Raw genomic sequence first — 16,772 nt, 5'->3', positions numbered from 1 at the left:
CGGGTGTTCTAAAGCGCGTCTCGATCGTTCAGGTTCGCTGTCTTGCGCTTCAGGTCTTAAACTTGCGCATGCCGTGATTGCAAAACCGCAGCACACCTTTGCGCGACATCCTTCCCCGTTGGCAGTCCGGCACCTTTGGTGTATCGCACTCGCGCCTTTCATGTCAGCGGAACTCATAGTTCATGTCCCCCAGATCAGGTCTCCTCATCGTTCTCGGCTTCACGCTCTGGCGCGTCGTCACGCTGCATTTCGATGCGACCGACCTTTTCGTCGACGAGGCGCAGTACTGGTTCTGGTCGCAGAATCTCGATCTCGGCTATTATTCCAAGCCGCCGATGATCGCCTGGGTGATCCGGGCGGTGACCGAGCTTTCCGGTTCCGACGCCATCTACTGGATCAGGCTCTCCGGACCGCTGATCCATATGGCGGCGGCACTGGTGCTGATGAAGGTTGCGAAGCGTTTCGTCGGCCCTGAAATCGAAGGCTGGACGGGCGCCACCTACATCACGCTGCCGGGTGTGGCACTTTCCTCGGTATTCTTCTCGACCGACGTCATCCTGCTGTTCTTCATTGCGATCGCCTTGCTGGCCTATTTCGGCCTGACGCAGCGGCGCTCGGTCGGGCTGGCGCTGGTCATGGGTCTCGGCGTCGGCCTCGCCTTCCTGACGAAATATGCCGTGCTGTTCGTGGTTCCGGGCGGTGCGCTTGCCCTCCTCCTCATTCCGGCGGCGCGCATCGCCGTCCGGGATTTCATCATCGCGGTCGCGGTCGCGGCTGTTGTCGCCTTGCCGAACCTCTGGTGGAACCTCAAGCACGACAATACGACGGTGCGGCATACGCAGGACATCGCGCATTGGAGCGATCTCGGCATCAATCTCCGCCGCGGGCTTGAATTCTTCTCCGCCCAATTCGGCGTCGTCGGGCCGATCATCTTCTTCGCGATGCTCTGGGCGGTCTATCGCATGATCAAGGGCAGGAGCGACGACCGCGAAAAAATGCTGGTCTGGCTGTCGATGCCGGTAATGGTGCTGATCACGCTGCAGGCAACGGTCGCCAAGGCCTATGCCAACTGGGCCGTGACCGCCTATGTCGCCGGCACCATCCTTGCCGTCTGGCTGCTTTATCGGATGTGGCCGAAGGGCCTGAGGCTGTCGCTCACCATCAACGGCATCGCCAGCCTGCTCTTTCCGTTGGCGACGATCTTTCCGCAGCAGCTGCTGCTGCCGAACGGCGACGAGGTGATGAAGCGTTATCTCGGCCGCGCCGAAGTCAGCCGCGAGGCCGCAGCCCTTGCCGGCCCGGCCGGCACCGACATCATCGTCACCAATGATCGCGATATGGTCGCCGATCTTTTCTATACGCTGCGCGACACATCCTACAGGATCTATGCGCAAGCGCCGGCCGGCCTTCCCGAGAGCTATTACGAGCAGGAATTCGCCCTGCCGGCCGATATCACCGGCAAGGTGCTTTTCCTGACGGTCGGTCCCTTCAGCTGCGCCACCGAGACACCCGAGGTGTTGAAAAACTGGCAGCCGACAGAGGGCTATTACAAGGGCAAGACGCTCTCCGTCTACAAGGTCTCCGCCGCCTGCCTGGCCCCCTGAGCCAATCGATTCCGATTTAAGAAATTATGCGGCGGGCAGGCAGAGGCCGGTGCCCGCCCCTTCAATCTCGACGAATTTGACGCCGCCTTCCTCGAAGGCGAGGCGCAGCTGAGCTTCCGTTGCGCGGTGGATATCGTGGTGGCGACCCTCATAATCGCGGATGGTGCTGCGCGAGACGGCAGCCCTTTCGGCAAGATCGGTCTGGGTCCAGTCGAGCAGGCCGCGCGCCGCCCGGCAGAGAGCCGGGGTCAGAATTGTTTCGCTTGCGCCTTGACCCATGATTACAACCTGCCCATATTGGTCGATATAAACCATATATGTCATATTACGAACGGGATTTCCAGATCGGGAGACAGCAATGCCGCACGATACGCCCTTGATTTCGACAATCGTCGGCGGCCTCGTGCTGGCTTTCATCTTCGGCGCGTTTGCCCATCGGCTGCGCATGCCGCCGCTGGTGGGCTATCTGATTGCCGGCGTGCTGGTGGGGCCGCACACGCCTGGTTATGTCGCGGACCAGAGCCTGGCGCCGGAGCTTGCCGAAATCGGCGTCATCCTGCTGATGTTCGGCGTCGGGCTGCATTTCTCGCTCAAGGACCTGTTGTCGGTGCGCGGCATCGCCGTGCCCGGCGCGATCGCCCAGATCGCCTTTGCGACCCTGCTCGGCTGGGGGCTCGGCGCCTTTATGGGCTGGCCGACCGGCGGCAGCCTGGTCTTCGGCTTGGCGCTTTCGGTCGCTTCGACCGTGGTGCTGTTGAAAGCGCTGCAGGAGCGGCGCCTGATTGAGACGGAGCGCGGCCGCATCGCCGTCGGCTGGCTGATCGTCGAGGATCTCGCCATGGTGCTGGCGCTGGTGCTGATCCCCGCCGCAGCCAGCATCGGCGGGGAGGGTCACGCGCCTGTCGAGCCGCTCTCGGCCGGGCTCAACCGCCTGTTCGGGCTCGATCTCGGCATCGGCGGCATGATCGCCATGACGCTGGTGAAGGTGGCACTGTTCGTGGCGCTGATGCTGGTCTTCGGCCGCAAGCTCATTCCCTGGACGATGCACCGCATCGCCCATACCGGGTCGCGCGAGCTGTTCCGGCTCGGGGTGCTGGCGATCGCGCTCGGCGTCGCTTTCGGAGCGGCCAAGCTTTTCGGCGTGTCGCTGGCGCTCGGCGCCTTCTTCGCCGGCATGGTGCTTGCCGAAAGCGAGCTCAGCCATCGCGCCGCCCAGGAAAGCCTGCCGCTGCGCGACGCCTTCGCCGTGCTTTTCTTCGTCTCGGTCGGCATGCTGTTCGATCCGAACATCCTGATCGACAGGCCGCTGCCGATCCTCGCCACCATCTTCATCATCGTCATCGGCAAATCGGTCGCCGCCCTGCTGATCGTGCTCGCCTTCAAGAAGCCGCTCGGCACGGCCCTGACGATTTCGGCGAGCCTCGGCCAGATCGGCGAATTCTCCTTCATCCTCGCCGCCCTCGGCGTTGAACTCGGGCTGCTGCCGGAGGAAGGCCGCGATCTGATCCTTGCCGGCGCCATCATCTCGATCATCCTCAATCCGCTGCTGTTCTTCCTCTGCGACCGTATGCGGCCGCTGCTTGAAGGTGCAAAACGGGAGGAAGCCGTGGTGGAACCCGCTCCCTCCGCGGATGCGGCGGTCGCTCAAGAAGAGGCGCCGCCCGAAGACGACGAGGTGCACCCCACCGCTCTCAGCGGCCACGCCATTCTCGTCGGCTACGGGAGGGTTGGCAGCATCGTCGGACAGAATCTCAAATCGTCAGCCACCCCTTTTCTCGTCATCGAGGATTCCGACAAGCGCATCGGCGAGCTGAAGGCTCAAGGTATCGAAACGCTGATGGGCAATGCGGTGATGCGGGAAACACTCGACCTTGCCAATCTGTCCGGCGCCCGCAGCATTGCCATCGCCATCCCGAACGCCTTCGAGGCCTGCCGCATCGCCGAGCAGGCGCGCGACGTCAATCCGTCGATCCTCATCGTCGCCCGCGCCCATTCCGACGCCGAGGTCGATGAATTGAAGCAATATGGCGCCGACACCGTCATCATGGGCGAGCGTGAAATTGCGCTTGGCATGGTTGACCGGCTCGCCCAAGTGCATCATGACAGTGTGCCCTATGAAGACGGGCATGGGCCTGATACAATTATCGCCGCGGATGAGCCTCCGCCGCAAAAAGAATGAGAGATTGGCGCGCTTTTGAGCCGATACGGGAGTGACATCGCCGGGACGGAGAAGGTGGAGCTGGACCAGCACCATCTGACCAGCCGTGTCGCCGCTTCCCTGCTTGTCGCCATCCTTGCCTATCTGGGCCTGCTTTTCGGCGGCAATCTGGTCATTTCGCCGGCCGCCGCCGTCAATACGCTTTCCTCCTCCAACCGGGATCCGCAGCCGCCGCAGCTCACCGCGCGCGATGCCGTGCGCGGCGTGCTTGCCACCGAGCGCAGGCTTGCGCCGAAGCAGGCAGCCTATGACGGCGGATCGCCCGCCCTTGCCGCTGCCCCGGTTGTCGATCTCGCCGGCTGGACGATTTCAGCCGCCTTTCCGGCCTTTGATGCCCCGCTTCATGCCGCGGTCTCCAGGACCCATCAGCCGCGCGGCCCGCCGCCTGCTGCCTGACGTTTGCGCCGAGGCGCTTCCGACATCTGACGACATGCCGCCAGCGCCCGAGCGCCGGCCCTCGATTATCTAAGGAATACAACATGCGTACTTCACCATGGCTGGTGTTCACCTATTCGGTGATCATCTTTCTCGGCCTATTGATCGCCTTGCCGAACGTCCTGCCGCAATCCGTCCTTCAGCGCGTGCCGGCTTGGCTGCCGCATGAACAGGTGTCGCTCGGCCTCGACCTTCGCGGCGGCTCACATCTGGTTCTGGAAGTCGACGAGGCGGATCTGACCAAGGAGCGGCTGCAATCGCTGCTTCAGGACGCGCGCCGTGTGCTGCGCGAAAAGGGCATCCAGCCGAAGGCCGTCGTGCGCAGCCAGAACCAGATCGTCGTGACGCTCGCTGATGCCGCGCAGAGTGATGCCGCCGTCACCGAACTCAAGACGCTCGCCAACCCGATCAGCACCGGTCTCAGCGCCGGCCAGGCGGATCTCAATGTCACGGCGAACGGCGCGACCATTACCGTCGGCTTCTCCCCGGCCGGCATCTCCGCCAATGTCGACAACGCCGTCCAGCAGAGCCTTGAAGTCATCCGCCAGCGCGTCGACCAGGTCGGCGTTTCCGAGCCGACCATTCAGCGCATCGGCGCCAATCGTGTGCTCGTCCAGCTTCCGGGTGCGCAGGATCCGACGCGGCTGCGCCAACTTCTCGGCTCCACGGCAAAGATGTCGTTCCACATGGTGGCGCCGAACAATCAGCCCGGCCCGGGCGTGACCATGATGCAGGACGAAGAAGGCCGATCCTATGCGGTTCTCGACCGCGTCGAACTCTCCGGCGACCGGCTTTCGGATGCCCGCGTCAGCTTCGACCCGAACACGCATGAGCCGGTCGTCAGCTTCCGCTTCGACAGCGCCGGCGCCACCCGCTTTGCCGATATCACCCGTCAAAACGTCGGCAATCCCTTCGCCATCGTCCTCGACGACAAGGTGTTGAGCGCACCCAATATCCGCGAGCCGATCACCGGCGGTTCCGGCCAGATCTCCGGCAACTTCTCGGCCGACAGCGCAACGACGCTTGCCGCCATGCTGCGCGCCGGCGCCCTGCCCGCCAAGCTGACGGTCATCGAGGAACGCACCGTCGGCGCCGATCTCGGCGCCGATGCCATCAAGATGGGTATCTATTCCGGCATCGTCGGCTTTATCCTCGTCGCACTCTTCATCTTCGTGCTCTATGGCACCTGGGGCGTGCTGGCGAATATCGCGCTGCTGATCCACACGATCCTGACCTTCTCGGCCCTGACGCTGGTCGGTGCGACGCTGACGCTGCCGGGTATTGCCGGTGTCGTGCTCGGCATCGGCCTTGCGGTCGACGCCAACGTTCTCATCAACGAGCGTATTCGTGAAGAGACCCGCAAGGGCAAGGGCGCCTTTGCCGCCATCGATACGGGCTTCAACCGTGCCTATTCCACCATCATCGACGGCAATATGACGGCCCTGATCGCTGCGGCCATCCTGTTCTTTTTCGGTTCCGGGCCGGTTCGCGGCTTTGCCGTGACCATGGCGCTCGGCCTGATCATCTCGATGTTCACCTCGGTCGCCTTCGTTCGCGTCGCCATGATCGAGATCACCCGCCGCCGCAAGTTCAAGGTGCTGAACATCCGGCCATTGATTCCGTTCAGCCCCTATGACAAGCACATCGAGTTCATGAAGGCGCGCTTCTTCGGCGTCACCGTTTCGGCGCTCCTTTCGATTGCCTCCGTCGTGCTCTTCATTCATCCCGGTCTCAACTACGGCGTCGATTTCCGCGGCGGCATCCAGATGTCGGTCAAGACTCAAGGCGTGGCCGATCTTGCGAAGTTCCGCGAAGGTCTTGATAGTCTCGGCCTCGGCGAAATCACCCTGCAGTCCTTCGGCGACAAAAGCAGCATTCTCGTTCGCGCGCAGCGGCAGGAAGGCGGCGAAGAGGCGCAGACGGCTGCTGTGACCAAGCTGAAGGCCGAAGTCGCCAAGATCGATCCGACCGCCACCGTCGAAGGCACCGACGTCATCGGCCCGAAGGTCAGCGGCGAGCTTGCCTGGGCCGGCATCCTATCGGTGGTGATCGCCAGCTTCGCGATGCTCATCTATATCTGGGTGCGGTTCGAATGGCCGTTTGCGGTCGGCGCCATCGTCACGCTGGTGCTCGACGTCACCAAGGCGATCGGCTTCTTCGCGATCACCGGCCTCGATTTCAACCTGACGGCCATCGCCGCCATCCTGACGCTCGTCGGTTACTCGGTAAACGACAAGGTCGTCGTCTATGACCGCATGCGCGAAAACATGCGGCTCTACAAGTCGATGCCGCTGCGCGAGATCATCGACAAGTCGATCAACGAGACCCTGGCACGAAGCCTCTACACCAATGCGACGGCCTTCCTCGCCCTGGTGCCGATGGCGATCTGGGGCGGCAGCGCCGTCTCGAGCTTCGCGATCCCGATGGTCTTCGGCATTCTCGTGGCCGGCGCCTCGTCGATCTTCATCGCGGCACCGATCCTGCTCTTCCTCGGCGACTGGCGCCGCCGCCACGCCAAGGCGGCAGCGGCAACCGATGGCGCCGTCGAAATCATCCCGCCTGAACAGGGTCGCCCGCGCAAGTCGGCGAGCTAAAATCCGCGTGTTAACGCATCCTTGAAGAGGGCGCCGGTTGCAGAGCCGGCGCCCTCTTTCTATTGTCGATAACTGCAGGGATAAAATCCTGCAGCGATTCAAGGGATTACAGCGTCCTTGGCGCGTCTGAACAGGATGCGCGGCGCTGCAGCAGAGATCGGGGGAACCGCCAGATGTCATCAAACCCGACGAGACGACCGGAAAGCGACGATAACAGCGAGGAGCGCATCAAGCGGTTTCTCGCAACCGCGTCGCACGATCTGCAATCGCCGCTGCGCCATATCGCCATGTATGCCGAGCTGCTGCTCGACGATCTCGAGGAAACGCTCGACGGCGAACAGCTTCAAAGCCTCCGGATGATCATGGAAAAGGCACAAGCCGCGCAGCGCCTGACCAAGGCATTGATGAGCCTTGCCGGCGGAGCACCGCAGGTGACGCCCGAAGAGGTCGATCTGCAGGCGCTGGCCGAAAATATCTGGGGCGAACTGACCGACGAAACCGCGGTTGGCGATGCGACGCTGGAAAGCCGGGGCCTGCCGTCCCTGCGGAGCGATCCTGCCCTGCTCGGCCTGGTGCTGCGGCATCTGCTGACCAACGCGGTTACCTATCGCAGCGAAGCGCCGCTCCATGTGGTCATCGCCGCGGAGCGGCAGGGGGCGGATTGGTTCATCCGGGTTTCCGACAATGGGGCGGGCATCGATCCGGCCTATCGCGAGCGGATCTTCGAGCCGTTCTGGAAATTGCCGAAGACGGGAACGGTGCCGGGCGCCGGCCTCGGACTGACGACGGCGCGGGAGTTTCTGGCAGCGCTTGGCGGCGATCTCAGCCTCGAACATTCGGATGCAAGCGGCAGCCGCTTCCTCATCCGCCTTCCCGCCTGAGCTTACAGCGCGCGCATCTTTTCAGATGCTGTAATCGTCCTTCCAGAAATCCGGGACGTCGTAGTTCACATATTCGCGGATGATGTGCTGCAGCGTCTGGGCGTCGATTTCGTCCTTGCCGATGCGGAAATCGACGCCGTAGTCCGGGAACTCCTGAAAATAGCCGCCGGATATGTCGGTCGAGACGACGCCGATCGGGCCGGTGTAACCGATGCCGCGCAGTTCCGGCACCGTCTCGCGGAAATCGGCGTTCGGCAGAAGGCGGTTGTCGAGCAGGATGAGATCGAAACGCGCCAAGCGGATCTTTTCCAGCGCGTCACCGATCGATGGTGAATATTCAACCTCGACGGCCGGCTCGGAGAGATCGGCGATCTTCTTCTTGAGCGCGCGGAATTCGATGAATTCGTCGTCGACAAAGAGAACCTTTACGGCGTTCCTTCGGCCCGTTTCGGTGATCATCGTCTTAATTCCCCAATCCCGAAACCAGCGTCACGTAACCAAACCGTTCCTCAAGGCGATCGCCACCATATGCACGCGGTTGACGGCGTCAAGTTTCCGCGCGGCCGCGGTAATGTGCGAATTGACCGTATGTTCGGAAAGACCGAGAATGATGGCGATTTCAGCCGACGTCTTGCCTTCGCTCGTCCATTTGACGATTTCCTGCTCGCGCTGGGTCAGTCGTCCGGACATTTCCGGTGTGAGGATTTCCTCATAAAGCTTGTCGAAAATGCGCATGGCATCGAGAAGCATGTCGGCGATCTCGCTCTGATCCGGCTCCTGACGCTCGCCGCTGAGCACGAGGCAATAGCGCCGCCCTTCCGGGGTGAACAGCGGGATGAACAGAAAGGCGCCACCCAGGAACTCGTTGAAAACGAGATCGGAGCGAAAATCTTCCGGCCTTGCGCTCCTGCCATGAACCGGCGTTGCCAAAAACTGGGCGGACTTTGCTCGGACGGTCCCGAGCGCTTCCTTCAGCGTCGTGATGAAAAGGCCGACACGCCGCTCGGCGACATTGGTGATGACGATATCGCGCTCACCGAAAGGGGCCGAAGCTTCGGAAATGCGGGCGAGCGCGAAATTATCGAAGTTGTAGTGCTGCGCCGCAGACTTGAGCAGCCGGAAAAAATCGGTGCGGTTGATCGCCCGGCTCAGCTCCGGGCCGGCATGAAAGGGAATTGCCGGGGCGTTGTTCATTCCCACTCTTCCTCTCCTCGATGCCCTCGATCCCGAAATCTTGGGATATACGTCTTAAACGCGAAGAGCTACAAAAATTGCGAGACGGTTGATGACGAATATCGAAACGGGGACTTTCGGCATTCAAAGGCGGAAATCATCAATTATCTCAACTACAGATGATGCACGGGCAGATTTTACTGAGGGGCAGTAGTTCTTACCTGAGTATCGTATTCTTCCTGCATTCAACATCCATGAATGCAGGAAGGGCAGTGCCAGACGTAAGCGCGAGAGAGCCGACAGACCCATTCAGCTAAGGGGTTGGCTGATGTTCGTGGCGGCGAACGCGGGTCAATCGGTTCTCTCAGCGCTTATTTTTCGTATCATTTCCTCCGCTTCGGTTGCATCTTGGGATGCGTGCTCGACCTTGTCAATTGCGGTTCGTCGTACGGTTGGGACATAGGACGGAGAACAGGTTACCGGCCTCCGCCGTTTCCTACATCTCAAGATTGAGAATCATCCCGGCGAGATCAAGCGGCTTTTCCAGATAGGCATCGGCGCCGGCCTCAAGCGAGCGCGCGCGGTCCTCGGCAGCATCCGAGCCGCTGCAGATAGCAAGCCGTATCGCCTTGAAACGATCGTCCCGGCGCAGCCTGCTCACCAGGGCGATGCCGCTGTCGAGCGGCATGTAGAGATCGGCGACCAGCAGTTCCGGCAGCGCCCAGCCTTCCGCGGCGCGCTGCTCCAGCGCCGCAAGCGCCGTCTCGGCGGTCGAAAAACAGAATAGATCGACCTCTATCTGCTGCTTCCTGCGGATATAGTCGAGATAGAAGAGATCATCCCTGCTGTCGTCGACATAGATTATGGTAGGCATTCAGCACCGTGATTTGGATATTGTTCGAATGAACCTCGCTGTCCTTCGACGTCACGATATCGCGATTTGGCGAAATTTCGATCCTTCTTGTCGAAAAATCATTTCGCAAAAAGCGCGGCGCCGCCCTCCCCTGCCTATTGAGTATTCCTCGATTTCGGAAAAAATGGCCGCGCGAACCGAGAGGACATGACGGGTGCAGGATAATGGCGACGTGGACCTGCAGGACCAACGGCGGCGGCGACGCTACCGTGCGTTTGCAATTGCGGTCGGTTGCCTGATGTTGCTTCTCGGAATGAGCGCCCTTGCCGGCTGGCTGCTGCAGATCAAGGTGATCATTTCGCTGGTTCCCGGCTTTCCGTCGATGGCCTTCAACACCGCGCTCTGCTTCGTGTTTTCCGGCTTGGGGCTTACCGCCTCGACGCTGGCTGCTCGTCGCTTTCGAGTAGGGGCAACGGTCTTGGCGGGACTTGCTGCGGCGATCGCCGTGGCTCGGCTGGTTGAAATCGTCACCGTCGGACGGACTTTCCACAATGTCGACGTACTGATTAGCCGCTTCCTGGTTTCGCCCGATTTCATCGCGCAGATCGGCGGCGGCATGGGGCCGAACACCGCACTGGTCTTCCTGATCGCCAATCTTTCGCTCCTGCTCTCTCTCCATGCGGAGAGAAAAAGCCAGGTGGTGCAGGAGTTGACGAGCTATGTCGTCATCACCCTCGGCATGATCGCGCTCGCCAGCTATGTCACCGATGCCGAACAGGGTTACCGCTGGGGGCCTTATGCGGCGATGGCGCTACATACGGCGGTTGGCATCGTGATGTTCGGCTCGGGCCTGCTTGCGCGCTCCTGGTGGATGCAGCCGGCAAACCGGGCACAAATTCCACTCTGGATCCCGGCTGCGGTCTGCTTCACCGGCCTTCTTGTCGATCTCTATACGCCGCTCGGCGTCGCCAACGGCATTCTCTATGTGCCGCTGGTGCTGACGGCGCTCTGGTTCGGCAACAGGAATGCGCCGCTTTTCTTCGCTTTTGCCTGCACCGTGCTTTTGATGCTCGGCTTCTTCGCCGTCAGGCACGACGAGACGGCCTTCTGGCAGGAGATCGCCAACCGCACGATTACGGCTGCGACGCTCTGGCTGATTGCGATCCTCGTCTTTTATTTCATGCGCAACAATCATAATCTCGAAACCGAGCGCGTCCGTTTTGGCGCGCTGGTGCGCGGCACGCCCGATGCCGTCATCGTCATCGACGAGGGGGGAACCATCAGAAGTTTCAACCCGGCGGCTGAAAGCATGTTCGGCTACTCCCCGCAGGAGACAATCGGCCGGAATATCAAGATGCTGATGCCCGAACCCTACCATTCCGAACATGACGGCTATCTTGCCCATTACCGGAAGACCGGCGAGGAGCGCATCATCGGCACGACACGCATGGTCTCCGGACGACGCAGGAACGGCATCGTCTTTCCGATCGACGTTTCCATCAGCGCCGTCGCGACCGACGATGCGAAGATCTTCGTCGGCATCGTGCGCGATATCAGCGAGCGCGCCCGGCAGGAAGAGCGGATGAAAACGACGCTTGCTCAGTTGGAAGCCTATACGGCCGAACTCGAGCGCAGCAACCACGACCTCGACGAATTCGCCTATATCGCCTCGCATGATCTCAAGGAACCGCTGCGCGGCCTGCACAACCATTCCCGATTCCTGCTGGAGGACTATGAAGACAAGCTCGACGTCGACGGCGTGCGCCGGCTGAACCGGCTGGTACGCCTCAGCCAGCGCATGGAAAAACTCGTCAACGACCTGCTTTATTTCTCCCGGCTCGGGCGACAGCAGCTGGCGGTCAAACGCACCGATATCGGCCTGATCGTCAAGGATGTCGTCGCGACGATGGAACTTCTGCTGGAGGAACGGCATGCCAAGGTTATCATCGACGGCAAGTTGCCTGATGTGGTCTGCGACGCGCCGCGGCTGACCGAAGTGTTCCGCAATCTCATCACCAATGCGATCAAATACAACGACAAACCGGCGCCGCTGGTGTCGATCGGCTATCTCGAGCGCTTCGTCGGCGAGGATGGTACGATTGCCCGCAACGTGTTTTTCGTCAGGGATAACGGCAAGGGCATACCCCAGGAATTCCATGAGGACATTTTCCGCATTTTCAAACGGCTGGAAAAGTCGCAGGATTCCGACGACGGCACCGGAGCAGGCCTGACCTTCGTGCGCAAGATCATCGCCCGGCACAATGGCGATATCTGGTTGGAATCGGAGGTCGGCGCCGGCACGACATTCTATTTTACACTGGGGAAAAAGCGTGAGGGCCACAATGCAGCAGCGTGACACGCAACCGATCCTGATCGTCGAGGACAGCGAAGACGATTTCGAAGCGACAATGCGCGCCTTCAAACGTACCAACCTGCGCAACTCGATCCGCTGGGCGGCCTCCGGGCAGGAAGCGCTCGACATGCTGGCCGTGATGGTGCCGAAACCGGGGCTGATCCTGCTCGATCTCAACATGCCGGGGCTTGACGGCCGCAAGACGCTGGAGGCGATCAAGTCGAACGCCGGCTGGCGCAAGATCCCGGTAGTGATCCTTACCACTTCCGACGACGAGCGGGATATCGAAGGCTGCTATGCGCTCGGCGCCAATACCTATGTGCAGAAGCCGGTCGATCTCGACGGGCTGTTTGCGGCGATCCAGCGGCTGAAGGAATACTGGTTCGAAATCGCCATCCTGCCGCTCGAGGACTGACAGATTGGCGGAAGACTGCAGCATTCTCATCATCGACGACAATATCGACGATCGCGAGGTCTATCGGCGCATATTGGGCCGCGTCTCCAGCACCGCCTATAGCGTTCTGGAGGCGGAGACGGGTGAAGAGGGCCTGGCGCTGAATAGCCGGAAACGGCCGAACTGCATCCTGCTCGACTATTCGCTGCCGGGGCGCAACGGGCTCGGTGTTCTTGCCGATATCCTGGAGAACGATCCTGTCGCCAACGTCATCATGCTGACCGGCCAGGGCAATGAAACCGTCGCCGTCGAGGTAATGAAGAGCGGCGCGCGCGACTATCTGACGAAGGATTCGCTGTCGCCCGAAACGCTGCATCGCTGCATCCAGAACGCTATCATGCACGGCATGCTGGAAGCGCAGCTGGAGCAGAAGCGGCAATCGCTGGAGATCTTCACACGTGCGATGGCCCATGATCTGAAGGAGCCGCTTCGGACGATCAAATCCTTCAGCCGCATCCTGCACGGCTCGGCAGCGCTGCCGACCGAAGACCGGGAACTGCTTGACTACGTACTGAGCGCCGCCGACCATATGGAAGACCTGATCGTCAAGGTCTCGGGCTTCACCAGGCTCGAAGCCTCCGGCGGCCCGGAGCTGACGCCGGTCTCGCTCTCCGATGTGCTCGATCAGGTAGAGAACAATCTGCGCCAGCAGACCGAAAGCCGCGGCGCCGTCATCACCCGCGGGACGCTGCCGGAGGTCATGGGCGATGCGACGCTGCTGACCCAGCTCTTGCAGAACCTAGTGTCGAATGCCATCCGCTATTGCGAGCAGAAGGTTCCGGAGGTCAGTATCACAGGCGAAACCCATGGCGATTTCTGCCGCCTTACCGTGCGCGACAACGGGCCTGGCATCGATCCTCAGCATCGCGAACTGATCTTCCAACCGTTCAAGCGCCTCGTCGGCCGTGGTATCGAGGGCACGGGGCTCGGTCTTGCCATCTGCCGCCGCATCGCGCAGCTGCATGGGGGCTCGATCTGGTGCGAGGCGGAGGATGGGCCGGGCGCCACCTTCGTTCTCGACGTGCCGCTCGCCGAGACGCGGCCCGAGCCGCAGCCTGCAACGGCCGTCGCGCACAGCGGCAAACCGGCCGAGCAGCCAGGCGAAGGGTCCGGCAGGCTCGCCGAAGTGCTGTTGGTGGAGGACAGCCCGGCCGACATCCAGCTTCTGAAGATCAAGCTGATGCGGCGGGAGAAAGTGAATTTCAACCTGCATGTCGCCACCAACGGGCGCGAGGCGATGCGGCTGCTCGAAGAACGCGCCGGCATTGCCGAGGTGCCGCAGATCGACCTGATGCTGCTCGACATCAACATGCCGATCATGGACGGCTTCGAGGTGCTGCACGCGCTTTCGGCCGATGTCCGCCTCAACCAGATTCCCGTCTGCATTCTCAGCACGTCAAGCGACGAGAGCGACGTGCGACGAGCCAGAAATCTCGGTGCGCGCGCCTATATGGTCAAGCCGCCGACTCTGCAGCAACTCGAAGAGGCGCTCGAATATGTCGACAATCTGGAATTGCTGCAGCGCGGCGATTCGCTTGCGCTTTGTGCGGAACAAAACTAAGCGGTGGTCATTGGCAACGGTATGACCTTCGCAGCTCTCATACTCGCGCTCCTGACGACGCCGCTTCAATCAGGACTGCTCTCGATGGTATCAGGCATACATCACGTGACGGCCGTCACCCGAAAGGTGCAGGCGAACGTGGACTTTTACGCAGGCTTTCTCGGTATGCGGCTTGTCAAGCAGACGGCCGGTTACGAGGACGCGACGCAACTTCATCTCATCTACGGCGATGCGGCGGGTACGCCGGGTTCGCTCCTGACCTTCCTCGCTTGGGAGGACGGTGCACCCGGTCGGGTGGGCTATGGCCAGATCAGCGAAGTCTCGCTGTCGATCGACCCCGCCAGCATCGGCTACTGGCTGACGCGCGCTATGAGCTTCGGCCTGCGTACCGAAGGGCCGGCCGACGAATTCGGCGAACCTGTGCTGCGGCTGAAGGATCCCGACAACATCATCCTCAAGCTCGCCGGCGCAAAGAACTTGACATCAGCGGCCGTCTGGGACGGCGCCTCGATCCCCGCCGAGCACGCCATCCAGCGCGTGCGCGGTGCGACCATGCTGACGGAGAAGCCAGCCGAAAGCCGCAGCTTCATCGAGAGCCATTTCGGTTACCGGTTCCAGGCCAATCGCGGCACGATCGACAGGCTGGTTTCGCAGTCCGGCGACGTCATCGACGTGCGGGACGCGCGCGGCTTCTGGTCCGGCGCGCCGGGCACCGGCACCATCGATCACGTCGCCTTCCGTGCCGCCGACGAGGAGACGCTGCTTTCCGTCCGCAAGGCGCTGGAAGCCACCGACGCATCGCCGACCAACATGCACGATCGCAAATATTTCCGTTCGCTGTATGCCCGCGAGCCCGGCGGTACGCTGATAGAGCTTGCGACCGACAAGCCGGGCATGACCGTCGATGAAGAGCAGGCCGCTCTTGGGACGAAGCTGTTCGCGCCGCCGGAAGCAATCACCAATCTCCATGACCTGAAGGTCGTGCTGCCGCAATTTTCGATGCCTGGCCAGCCGCGCATCAATTATCGCGAGCTGCCTTTCGTCCACCGTTTCTATACGCCGCCGGATCCCGACGGCAGCGTCTTCGTGCTGCTGCACGGCTCCGGCGGCAATGAGACGACGCTGATGCCGCTGCTCAACAAGGCGGCGCCGCGTGCGACGCTGCTCGGCGTGCGCGGCCGGGCGACAGAGGAAGGCTTTCCGCGCTGGTACAAGCGCATTACCCCCTTCTCCTTCGACCAAAACGACATCAAGACCGAGGCGGAGGCCTTCGCGGCCTTCATTGAGGGCGCCGTCAAATCCTACGGGCTCGATCCCCAGAAGGTCGTGTATGTCGGCTACTCCAACGGCGCCAACCTCTTGAACTCGCTGCTCTACCTGCATCCGAACCTGGTTCACAAGGCAGTGCTGCTGCGCTCCATGCCTGTTCTCAGCGACTATCCGCATGCCGATCTCAAAGGCACCGACCTGCTCGTCATCAGCGGCAAGACGGATGCCTACGGCAAATATGCGAGCGAGCTGGAAGAGCGGCTGAAGAGTTCCGGCGCCACAGTCGATTCCGACGTCATCCCCGGCGGCCACGATCTCGGCGATGCCGATGTGCCGATCATCCAGAAATGGCTGCTGCAGGAAAGGGGTGACGAACCACCGCCGCTGGAGCAGCAGGCAATCAAGCCGGAGAGCGAGATATTCGGGCAACCATGATCCCGGCAAGCACGACGGCGCCGCCCAGCGCCTGCATCGGCCCGATCGCCTCGTTGAGCAGCGCCCAGGCGAGGATGGCGGCGACGACCGGCTGCAGCAGCAGAGTCAGCGAGGAAAAAGCCGGCGGCAGATAGGCCAGCGCATAGGTGATCGCCGCCTGCCCGCCGGCATGACTGATAAAGGCGAGGCCAAAGACCATCGACCAGCCATACAGGGTCGCCGGCAGCATGTGACCCTCAATGAAGAAGGCGACCGGAAAGATGCAGACGGCAGCGGACGCCGTGCTCCAAAGCATGATCCGCATCGTATCGAACCGGCTGCGCAGGCTGCCCAGCGCAAGGATGTAGCAGGCATAGAAGAAGGCGGCGATCATCGCCAGGCCGTCGCCGTGAAGGTCGCCGTTGCTGATCGCTGCCGGTCCACCTTTCAAGACGACGACGCCGGTCAGCGCCAGGGCAAGCCCGAGCAGGAAGACGCGGCTGATCCGCGCCTTGAAAAAGAGGAAGGCGATCACGGTGACGAAAACAGGCGCGAGGTTGGCGAGCAGCGTCGCATTCGCGACTGACGTCATCGTAATCGAAAGGTGCCAGGCGGCGAGATCGAGCGACAGCATGACGCCCGGAAGGATGAGCAGACCGTAATCGGAAAGGTTTTGCGGCTTCGCCCCTGCATTCTTCTTCATCCGCGAGACGATGAAGATCGGGATCAGCGCCAGCGCCACGCGCCAGAAGGCCGTCGCCATCGGCCCGACCTCGGAGAGCCTCACGAAGATCGGCGAGCCGCCGATTGCCGCCCCGCCGAGAATGAGGGCGGCAAGGGCGAGGCGATTGGAAGGCGAGGCTTCGGAAAGGGGGGAGGCAGCCTGCGACATGATCTCGACATTTTTAATCGCCCGGACGCGAGCGCGATGGGATGGTCGTCGCCGAGCGAGTATCAGAAATC

14 protein-coding genes are annotated in these 16,772 nt (G+C 61.7%); 9 read left to right on the top strand and 5 right to left on the bottom strand.

What is annotated here, in order from left to right:
- Positions 1 to 182 precede the first annotated feature (182 nt).
- Positions 183 to 1,604: an ArnT family glycosyltransferase gene (locus tag RLEG4DRAFT_RS35980; protein ID WP_003584224.1), complete on the top strand. Its 1,422-nt coding sequence runs from the start codon at positions 183 to 185 to the stop codon at positions 1,602 to 1,604.
- Positions 1,605 to 1,628: 24 nt separating this feature from the next.
- On the opposite strand, the gene RLEG4DRAFT_RS35975 is transcribed toward RLEG4DRAFT_RS35980, so the two are convergent.
- On the bottom strand, positions 1,629 to 1,928 hold the full coding sequence (locus RLEG4DRAFT_RS35975; RefSeq protein ID WP_037094549.1) for a helix-turn-helix transcriptional regulator: 300 nt from the start codon (positions 1,926 to 1,928) through the stop codon (positions 1,629 to 1,631).
- A 34-nt stretch (positions 1,929 to 1,962) separates the two neighbouring features.
- Here RLEG4DRAFT_RS35975 and ybaL point away from each other — a divergent pair, with 34 nt between their 5' ends.
- From ybaL to RLEG4DRAFT_RS35955, 4 genes are all read left to right on the top strand, one after another.
- The gene (gene ybaL / locus RLEG4DRAFT_RS35970) at positions 1,963 to 3,783 is read left to right on the top strand and encodes a YbaL family putative K(+) efflux transporter (RefSeq protein ID WP_003584220.1); all 1,821 of its coding nucleotides are present in this window, start codon (positions 1,963 to 1,965) and stop codon (positions 3,781 to 3,783) included.
- Positions 3,784 to 3,837: 54 nt separating this feature from the next.
- Positions 3,838 to 4,218, top strand: coding sequence for a hypothetical protein (locus RLEG4DRAFT_RS35965; protein ID WP_003584218.1), 381 nt, complete (start codon positions 3,838 to 3,840; stop codon positions 4,216 to 4,218).
- A gap of 83 nt (positions 4,219 to 4,301) precedes the next feature.
- Positions 4,302 to 6,851, top strand: a complete 2,550-nt coding sequence (secD, locus tag RLEG4DRAFT_RS35960) for a protein translocase subunit SecD (RefSeq protein ID WP_003584217.1) — start codon at positions 4,302 to 4,304, stop codon at positions 6,849 to 6,851.
- A 173-nt stretch (positions 6,852 to 7,024) separates the two neighbouring features.
- The gene (locus RLEG4DRAFT_RS35955; RefSeq protein ID WP_003584216.1) at positions 7,025 to 7,732 is read left to right on the top strand and encodes a sensor histidine kinase; all 708 of its coding nucleotides are present in this window, start codon (positions 7,025 to 7,027) and stop codon (positions 7,730 to 7,732) included.
- 21 nt (positions 7,733 to 7,753) lie between these two features.
- Here RLEG4DRAFT_RS35955 and RLEG4DRAFT_RS35950 read toward each other — a convergent pair whose 3' ends face one another.
- The 3 genes from RLEG4DRAFT_RS35950 to RLEG4DRAFT_RS35940 all read right to left on the bottom strand — a co-directional run bounded on the left by RLEG4DRAFT_RS35950 (position 7,754) and on the right by RLEG4DRAFT_RS35940 (position 9,779).
- Positions 7,754 to 8,191: a response regulator gene (locus tag RLEG4DRAFT_RS35950; protein WP_003584214.1), complete on the bottom strand. Its 438-nt coding sequence runs from the start codon at positions 8,189 to 8,191 to the stop codon at positions 7,754 to 7,756.
- A 30-nt stretch (positions 8,192 to 8,221) separates the two neighbouring features.
- The gene (locus tag RLEG4DRAFT_RS35945) at positions 8,222 to 8,926 is read right to left on the bottom strand and encodes a helix-turn-helix transcriptional regulator (protein ID WP_003584213.1); all 705 of its coding nucleotides are present in this window, start codon (positions 8,924 to 8,926) and stop codon (positions 8,222 to 8,224) included.
- Positions 8,927 to 9,401: 475 nt separating this feature from the next.
- Positions 9,402 to 9,779, bottom strand: a complete 378-nt coding sequence (locus RLEG4DRAFT_RS35940) for a response regulator (RefSeq protein ID WP_003584212.1) — start codon at positions 9,777 to 9,779, stop codon at positions 9,402 to 9,404.
- A 193-nt stretch (positions 9,780 to 9,972) separates the two neighbouring features.
- Between RLEG4DRAFT_RS35940 and RLEG4DRAFT_RS35935 the strand changes: the two genes are divergently transcribed.
- The 4 genes from RLEG4DRAFT_RS35935 to RLEG4DRAFT_RS35920 are packed head-to-tail and all read left to right on the top strand — an operon-like array spanning position 9,973 to position 15,830.
- A complete protein-coding gene (locus RLEG4DRAFT_RS35935) occupies positions 9,973 to 12,114 on the top strand; it encodes a sensor histidine kinase (protein ID WP_003584211.1) in 2,142 nt (713 codons plus the stop codon).
- Entirely contained in the window at positions 12,101 to 12,526 is a 426-nt protein-coding gene (locus tag RLEG4DRAFT_RS35930) for a response regulator (RefSeq protein WP_003584210.1), read from the top strand. Before RLEG4DRAFT_RS35935 ends, RLEG4DRAFT_RS35930 begins: the two co-directional genes overlap by 14 nt.
- A gap of 4 nt (positions 12,527 to 12,530) precedes the next feature.
- A complete protein-coding gene (locus tag RLEG4DRAFT_RS35925; protein ID WP_003584209.1) occupies positions 12,531 to 14,126 on the top strand; it encodes a response regulator in 1,596 nt (531 codons plus the stop codon).
- 21 nt (positions 14,127 to 14,147) lie between these two features.
- Positions 14,148 to 15,830 carry a VOC family protein gene (locus RLEG4DRAFT_RS35920; protein ID WP_245278005.1) on the top strand — a complete coding sequence of 561 codons (1,683 nt, stop codon included), beginning with the start codon at positions 14,148 to 14,150 and terminating at the stop codon, positions 15,828 to 15,830.
- Here the strand turns inward: RLEG4DRAFT_RS35920 and RLEG4DRAFT_RS35915 are convergent.
- The gene (locus RLEG4DRAFT_RS35915; RefSeq protein WP_003584207.1) at positions 15,796 to 16,701 is read right to left on the bottom strand and encodes a DMT family transporter; all 906 of its coding nucleotides are present in this window, start codon (positions 16,699 to 16,701) and stop codon (positions 15,796 to 15,798) included. The genes RLEG4DRAFT_RS35920 and RLEG4DRAFT_RS35915 overlap by 35 nt on opposite strands.
- Positions 16,702 to 16,772 lie beyond the last annotated feature (71 nt).

Source organism: Rhizobium leguminosarum bv. trifolii WSM2297, from assembly GCF_000271845.1.
Note: the sequence above shows the minus strand (reverse complement) of the source record. Positions and strands in the feature narration are given on the sequence as shown.

Coding starts and splice junctions, on each gene's coding strand:
- RLEG4DRAFT_RS35980 (WP_003584224.1), top strand. CDS start 183: ATGTCCCCCAGATCAGGTCTCCTCATCGTTCTCGGCTTCACGCTCTGG.
- RLEG4DRAFT_RS35975 (WP_037094549.1), bottom strand. CDS start 1,928: ATGACATATATGGTTTATATCGACCAATATGGGCAGGTTGTAATCATG.
- ybaL (WP_003584220.1), top strand. CDS start 1,963: ATGCCGCACGATACGCCCTTGATTTCGACAATCGTCGGCGGCCTCGTG.
- secD (WP_003584217.1), top strand. CDS start 4,302: ATGCGTACTTCACCATGGCTGGTGTTCACCTATTCGGTGATCATCTTT.
- RLEG4DRAFT_RS35955 (WP_003584216.1), top strand. CDS start 7,025: ATGTCATCAAACCCGACGAGACGACCGGAAAGCGACGATAACAGCGAG.
- RLEG4DRAFT_RS35950 (WP_003584214.1), bottom strand. CDS start 8,191: ATGATCACCGAAACGGGCCGAAGGAACGCCGTAAAGGTTCTCTTTGTC.
- RLEG4DRAFT_RS35945 (WP_003584213.1), bottom strand. CDS start 8,926: ATGAACAACGCCCCGGCAATTCCCTTTCATGCCGGCCCGGAGCTGAGC.
- RLEG4DRAFT_RS35940 (WP_003584212.1), bottom strand. CDS start 9,779: ATGCCTACCATAATCTATGTCGACGACAGCAGGGATGATCTCTTCTAT.
- RLEG4DRAFT_RS35930 (WP_003584210.1), top strand. CDS start 12,101: ATGCAGCAGCGTGACACGCAACCGATCCTGATCGTCGAGGACAGCGAA.
- RLEG4DRAFT_RS35920 (WP_245278005.1), top strand. CDS start 14,148: ATGACCTTCGCAGCTCTCATACTCGCGCTCCTGACGACGCCGCTTCAA.
- RLEG4DRAFT_RS35915 (WP_003584207.1), bottom strand. CDS start 16,701: ATGTCGCAGGCTGCCTCCCCCCTTTCCGAAGCCTCGCCTTCCAATCGC.